Genomic DNA, 6,501 nt, shown 5'->3' on the forward strand with positions numbered 1-6,501 from the left:
GTTGTTTTGCAAATAGTCATACTATATAGTCCGACTCAAGTGAGGTGTGACCCTGGCGGATTCTCGCGAGAGGCAGCCCCCGAGCTTCTATAAAAACAACAATCGGAGATCGACCCCATGAGCCAGGAATTGCGGCTTGTTCGGCGTATCACGCTGAAACTGATTCCCTTCCTGATCCTGCTGTACCTGATCGCCTACGTAGACCGTTCGGCGGTGGGGTTTGCCAAGCTGCACATGGGCGCCGACGTCGGCATCGGCGATGCCGCCTATGGCTTGGGGGCGGGGTTGTTCTTTATTGGCTACTTCCTGTTTGAGATTCCCAGCAACCTGATGCTCGACCGTTTTGGCGCGCGGCGCTGGTTTGCGCGGATCATGCTCACCTGGGGCGCCATCACCATCGGCATGGCCTTTGTGCAGGGGCCGCACAGTTTCTATGTGATGCGTTTTTTGCTCGGCGCGGCCGAAGCCGGGTTCTTTCCGGGCGTGCTGTACTACATCACCCAGTGGTTCCCGGTGCGCCATCGCGGCAAGATCCTGGGGCTGTTCATCCTCTCCCAGCCGATTGCCATGATGATCACCGGGCCGGTGTCCGGCGGCCTGCTGGGCATGGACGGCATCCTCGGGCTGCACGGCTGGCAATGGCTGTTTATTGTGATCGGCACGCCGGCGTTGCTGCTGACCTGGCCGGTGCTGCGCTTTCTGCCGGACGGCCCCAGGCAGGTCACATGGATGAGCGAAGACGAGAAAACCTGGCTGACGGGTGAGTTGGCCAAGGACCTGCAAGCCTACGGCCAGACCCGCCACGGCAACCCGCTGCATGCCCTCAAGGACAAGCGCGTGTTGCTGCTGGCGCTGTTCTACTTGCCGGTGACCTTGAGCATCTATGGCCTGGGACTGTGGTTGCCGACCCTGATCAAACAGTTCGGCGGCACTGACTTGATGACCGGCTTCATCTCGGCCGTACCCTACATCTTCGGCATCATCGGGCTGCTGATCATCCCGCGCAGTTCCGACCGCTTGAACGATCGTTATGGCCACCTTGCCGTGCTCTATGTGCTCGGCGCCATCGGCTTGTTTTGCAGTGCCTGGCTGAGCGTGCCGGTGCTGCAAATGGTGGCGCTGTGCCTGGCGGCTTTTGCCTTGTTTTCCTGCACGGCGGTGTTCTGGACCTTGCCCGGGCGGTTCTTTGCCGGTGCCAGTGCGGCGGCGGGCATTGCGCTGATTAACTCGGTGGGCAACCTCGGCGGCTATATCGGCCCGTTCGTGATCGGCGCGCTCAAGGAATACACCGGCAACCTGGCTTCGGGCCTGTATTTCTTGGCCGGGGTAATGGTGTTCGGGCTGGTCTTGACCGCTGTGGTGTACCGCGTGCTGGAGCGCAAGCATGTGCTGCCTGCCGATCAATTTGCGGCCAGCGCCAGAGGCGCCACACGTACTTAATCCTGGAGAAGTTTGATGCGTTTAGTTCAGTTCGAATTGCGTAACGGTGAGCGTCGTGTCGGCGTGGTGCACGGCAACACGCTGCGCGAAGTGCAAACCGCGCGCAGCGTGCGCGAATTGGCGCTGGCCGCCATCGACGCCGGTGTGGGCCTGGCGCAACAGGTAGACAGCCTCGGGCTGGGCGACAGTTACGACTACGCCGCGCTGTTGGCGGACCTCAAAGTCCTGCCGCCACTGGACCATCCCGACCCGGCGCACATGCTGATCAGCGGCACTGGGCTCACGCACTTGGGCAGCGCCTCGGCCCGCGACAAAATGCATCAGGCCGGTGACGACAGCGCCTTGACCGACACCATGCGTATCTTCAAATGGGGCGTGGAGGGCGGCAAACCGCCGTCCGGCCAAGCTGGCGTGCAACCGGAATGGTTCTATAAGGGCGATGGCAGTATTGTCGTGCGCCCAGGCCAGGCGTTCCCGGTGCCGCCGTTTGCCGAAGACGCCGGTGAAGAGCCGGAAATCGGCGGGCTGTACGTGATCGGCCGAGACAGCAAGCCCTATCGCCTGGGTTTTGCGGTGGGCAACGAGTTCTCCGACCATGTCATGGAACGCAAGAATTACCTGTACCTGGCCCATTCCAAATTGCGCAGTTGCAGCTATGGCCCGGAGTTGCGCGTGGGTGAGTTGCCCCAGCACGTGGCCGGCACCAGCCGCATTCTTCGAGACGGCCAAGTGCTATGGGAAAGCGAATTTCTCAGTGGCGAGGCGAACATGTGCCACAGCCTGGAAAACCTCGAGTATCACCATTTCAAATACAGCCAGTTCTTGACCCCAGGCGACGTGCACATTCACTTCTTCGGCACCGCTACCTTGTCATTCGCCGACGGTATACGTACCCAGCCGGGGGATGTGTTCGAGATCAGCCAGGCCGAGTTCGGCGCGCCCTTGGTCAACCGGGTCGGCAGCGCCGAGGCGGCGTTCGAACCTGGCACTGTTATCAGCCTTTAAGGAGATCAGCATGAATCCGTTTCTCGGCCACAACTACATCGGCGGCCAGCGCAGCGCCCAGGGCAGCATCACCCTGCAAAGCGTCGATGCCAGCACCGGCGAGGCCTTGCCTCAGGACTTCTATCAGGCCACGCCCGCCGAGGTGGATGCCGCCGCCCGGGCCGCCGCTGCCGCGTACCCTGCGTACCGGGCCTTGAGTGCCTCGCGCCGGGCGCAATTCCTGGAGGCGGTGGCCGATGAGCTAGACGCGCTGGGGGATGATTTTATCCAGCTGGTTTGCCGCGAAACGGCATTACCTGCTGCGCGCATCAAGGGCGAGCGCGGGCGCACCAGCGGCCAGATGCGCCTGTTCGCCACGGTGCTGCGTCGTGGGGACTTTTACGGCGCGCGCATCGACCGAGCCTTGCCCGACCGCCAACCCCTGCCGCGCCCGGACCTGCGCCAATACCGCATCGGCCTCGGCCCGGTGGCGGTGTTTGGCGCGAGCAACTTCCCCTTGGCGTTTTCCACCGCTGGCGGCGACACCGCCGCCGCGCTGGCGGCCGGCTGCCCCGTGGTGTTCAAGGCCCATAGCGGGCATATGGCCACGGCTGAGCGGGTGGCCGATGCAATCATCCGCGCCGCCGAGGCCACCCAGATGCCGGCGGGTGTGTTCAACATGATCTTCGGTGGCGGCGTTGGTGAGGCGCTGGTCAAGCACCCGGCGATCCAGGCCGTGGGTTTTACCGGCTCGCTCAAGGGCGGCCGTGCCCTGTGTGATATGGCGGCGGCACGCCCGCAGCCGATCCCGGTGTTTGCCGAGATGTCGAGCATCAACCCGGTGATTGTGCTACCCCAGGCCTTGCACGCCAGGGCCGAGACCATCGCCCGCGACCTCACCGCCTCGGTGGTGCAAGGCTGTGGTCAGTTCTGCACCAACCCTGGTTTGGTGATCGGTATTGCCTCGCCACAGTTCAGTGCGTTTACCCAACATGTGGCGCAACTGATCGGTGAACAGCCGGCGCAAACCATGCTCAATGCCGGCACCCTCGGCAGTTATGGCAAAGGCCTGGAAAAACTCTTGGCACACCCTGGCATCCAACACCTGGCGGGCAGTGCTCAGGCGGGAAATCAGGCGCAGCCGCAGCTGTTCAAGGCCGACGTGCGCCTGCTGATCGACGGTGATGAGGCGTTGCAGGAAGAGGTGTTCGGCCCGACCACCGTATTTGTCGAAGTCGCCGACCAGGCTCAGCTCAGCGCCGCCTTACACGGCCTGCATGGCCAGCTTACCGCGACGCTCATTGCTGAACCGGCTGACCTGCAGCGGTTCACTGAACTGACGCCGCTGCTGGAGCAGAAAGTCGGGCGCATCTTGCTCAACGGCTACCCGACCGGCGTGGAGGTCTGTGATTCGATGGTCCACGGTGGCCCGTACCCGGCCACGTCCGATGCTCGTGGTACCTCGGTTGGCACCCTGGCCATCGACCGTTTCCTGCGCCCGGTGTGCTTGCAGAATTACCCTGATAGCCTGCTGCCCGACGCGTTGAAAAACGCCAACCCGTTGCGCATCCAGCGGCTGGTGGATGGCACGCCATCGCGCGACCCGCTGTAACACCAGGAGGTTTTATGTCGTGTACCGCAGTCACTGCGCACCGTGCCCAGTTGGGCGAAGGCCCGTTCTGGGACGTGCCGACCCAGGCGCTGTATTGGGTGAATATCGCCGGCAAACAGGCGCTGCGTCTGATGGGCGGGCAGCTGCGGATCTGGCAGTTGTCCGAGCACGTCTCGGCCTTTATTCCCTGTGAAAGTGGTGATGCGCTGGTGACGCTGAGCAGCGGCGTGTACCGGCTGAACCTGGAAACCGAAGCCCTTACGCTGCTGTGCGTTGCCGACCCGCAACCGGGCAACCGTGGCAATGAAGCGCGCTGCGATGCCCAGGGCCGCCTGTGGCTGGGTACCATGCAGAACAATATCGGTGGGCAGGGTGAAGACCTGCCGATTACACGGCGTAGCGGCGGCCTGTTTCGCGTCGATGCCAACGCACACGTCACACCGCTGCTGAGCGGCCTGGGCATTCCCAACACCTTGCTATGGAGCAATGACGGCGCCCACGTGCATTTCGGCGACAGTATGGAAGGCACGTTGTATCGGCATTCGATCCAGCCCGATGGCCAGCTTGAGGCTGCCCAAGTCTGGTTCGGCCCGCACGAGCGCGGCGGCCCGGACGGCTCGGCGATGGACAGCCAGGGCTATATCTGGAACGCCCGTTGGGATGGCAGCTGCCTGCTGCGCCTGACGCCGGCGGGTGAGGTCGACCGCATTATTGAATTGCCCGTGAGCCGGCCCACCAGTTGCGTGTTCGGTGGCCCCGATCTCACCACTCTCTATATCACCAGCGCCGCCAGCCCCTTGAATCACCCACTCGATGGCGCGCTGCTGGCCATCGAGGTCGATGTGCCAGGCAAGCCCTGTCACCGTTTTGCCGGTTAAACCCCAAGCCCCAAAAACAAAAGACCCAAAAACAACAACAAGGAGTCATCCATATGAATCATCGTCGAGGTATCCGTGCCCTGTGCTGCGCCGCTGTGGCGGTGTCGGCACTGAGCTTGAGCGGCCTGCTGCAGGCCGCTGAAGCCGTGAAGATCGGTTTTCTGGTCAAGCAGGCTGAAGAACCGTGGTTCCAGACCGAATGGGCCTTCGCCGAAAAAGCCGGCAAGGAGCATGGCTTTACCGTGATCAAGATCGCCGTGCCGGATGGCGAGAAAACCCTCTCGGCCATCGACAGCCTGGCGGCCAACGGCGCCAAGGGCTTTGTGATCTGCCCGCCGGACGTATCACTCGGCCCGGCCATCGTCGCCAAAGCCAAGGCCAACGGCCTGAAAGTGATTGCGGTGGATGATCGCTTCGTTGATGCCAAGGGCAACTTTATGGAGGACGTGCCGTACCTGGGCATGGCCGCTTTCGAAGTGGGCCAGAAGCAGGGCGCGGCGATGGCGGCTGAGGCGAAAAAACGCGGTTGGGACTGGAAGGACACCTATGCGGTGATCAACACCTTCAACGAACTCGACACGGGTAAAAAGCGCACTGACGGTTCGGTTAAATCGCTGGAAGATGCTGGTTTTCCTAAAGACCATATTCTGTTCACCGCGGCCAAGACGCTCGATGTACCGGGCAGTATGGACGCCACCAACTCGGCGTTGGTCAAGCTGCCCAGCGGTGCCAGGAACTTGATTATCGGTGGTATGAACGACAACACGGTGCTCGGTGGCGTGCGCGCTACGGAAACGGCCGGTTTTGCTGCGGCCAATGTGATTGGTATTGGCATCAATGGTACGGATGCCATTGGCGAGCTGAAAAAGGCTGACAGTGGTTTTTTCGGTTCGATGCTGCCTAGTCCGCATATCGAGGGCTACAACACTGCGCTGATGATGTATGAGTGGGTCACCAAAGGTACGGAGCCGCCCAAGTACACGGCCATGGACGAGGTGACGCTGATTACACGGGAGAACTTCAAGCAAGAGCTGACGAAGATTGGGTTGTGGCAGTGAGGTAGGTTTGGCAGGAGGGGTTGGATCAGACGGAGTACATATCCATTTCTTCGGTAATGGCTAGTTATGGTTCCGCCCTTACGGCGGGTCACTTTTGCAAGGACCGGAATGCCGGCCCAGTCAAAAGTAACCAAAAGGTCCTCGCCCCACCACTCGGCACCTCGCCTAGGCTCGGTGTGCCAGAACGAAGGCTTGAATCCGTGGGCCGCCGCGATGGGCCATCCTTGGCCCAGCGCGGCTAACCCGGCGTCCTGCCGGGTTACCCACGGATTCAAGCCTGCGTTCGGCCATCGTGGTTAACGGGGCGTCTCAGATCAAGATCAAGATCTACAGCACGGCGGCCTGAAAGCCGACCTGAGTGGTTGAAGCAAGAGCCAGATCAAGTGCAAAGCAAAAGCCTGTCTACCTGATGCAACGCGGTCTAAATGTGGGAGCGGGCTTGCTCGCGAATGCGGTGTATCAGTCAATTCATCCGTCATTGACCCACCGCATTCGCGAGCAAGCCCGCTCCCACAGTTGACCGCATGCA

General features: G+C 61.8%; 5 protein-coding genes. All 5 read left to right on the plus strand.

The genetic code is table 11. From position 1 onward, the window contains the following. The first annotated feature begins 117 nt into the window (after positions 1 to 117). The 5 genes from ACTD9P_RS22360 to ACTD9P_RS22380 are packed head-to-tail and all read left to right on the plus strand — an operon-like array spanning position 118 to position 5,972. Positions 118 to 1,440: an MFS transporter gene (locus ACTD9P_RS22360; RefSeq protein ID WP_438869387.1), complete on the plus strand. Its 1,323-nt coding sequence runs from the start codon at positions 118 to 120 to the stop codon at positions 1,438 to 1,440. A 15-nt stretch (positions 1,441 to 1,455) separates the two neighbouring features. Continuing rightward, entirely contained in the window at positions 1,456 to 2,445 is a 990-nt protein-coding gene (araD1, locus tag ACTD9P_RS22365; protein WP_438869388.1) for an AraD1 family protein, read from the plus strand. 10 nt (positions 2,446 to 2,455) lie between these two features. After that, complete coding sequence (locus ACTD9P_RS22370; protein ID WP_438869389.1) at positions 2,456 to 4,036, plus strand: aldehyde dehydrogenase (NADP(+)); 1,581 nt, start codon at positions 2,456 to 2,458, stop codon at positions 4,034 to 4,036. Between the two features lie 14 nt (positions 4,037 to 4,050). Then, positions 4,051 to 4,914, plus strand: coding sequence for an SMP-30/gluconolactonase/LRE family protein (locus tag ACTD9P_RS22375; protein ID WP_438869390.1), 864 nt, complete (start codon positions 4,051 to 4,053; stop codon positions 4,912 to 4,914). Between the two features lie 53 nt (positions 4,915 to 4,967). Then, positions 4,968 to 5,972: a substrate-binding domain-containing protein gene (locus tag ACTD9P_RS22380; protein ID WP_438869391.1), complete on the plus strand. Its 1,005-nt coding sequence runs from the start codon at positions 4,968 to 4,970 to the stop codon at positions 5,970 to 5,972. Positions 5,973 to 6,501 lie beyond the last annotated feature (529 nt).

The organism is Pseudomonas onubensis (assembly GCF_965653655.1).
Lineage (GTDB): Bacteria > Pseudomonadota > Gammaproteobacteria > Pseudomonadales > Pseudomonadaceae > Aquipseudomonas.

Bases quoted from the DNA above. Each gene is read 5' to 3' on its own strand.
- ACTD9P_RS22360 (WP_438869387.1), top strand. From the start codon at position 118: ATGAGCCAGGAATTGCGGCTTGTTCGGCGTATCACGCTGAAACTGATT.
- ACTD9P_RS22375 (WP_438869390.1), top strand. From the start codon at position 4,051: ATGTCGTGTACCGCAGTCACTGCGCACCGTGCCCAGTTGGGCGAAGGC.
- ACTD9P_RS22380 (WP_438869391.1), top strand. From the start codon at position 4,968: ATGAATCATCGTCGAGGTATCCGTGCCCTGTGCTGCGCCGCTGTGGCG.
- ACTD9P_RS22370 (WP_438869389.1), top strand. From the start codon at position 2,456: ATGAATCCGTTTCTCGGCCACAACTACATCGGCGGCCAGCGCAGCGCC.
- araD1 (WP_438869388.1), top strand. From the start codon at position 1,456: ATGCGTTTAGTTCAGTTCGAATTGCGTAACGGTGAGCGTCGTGTCGGC.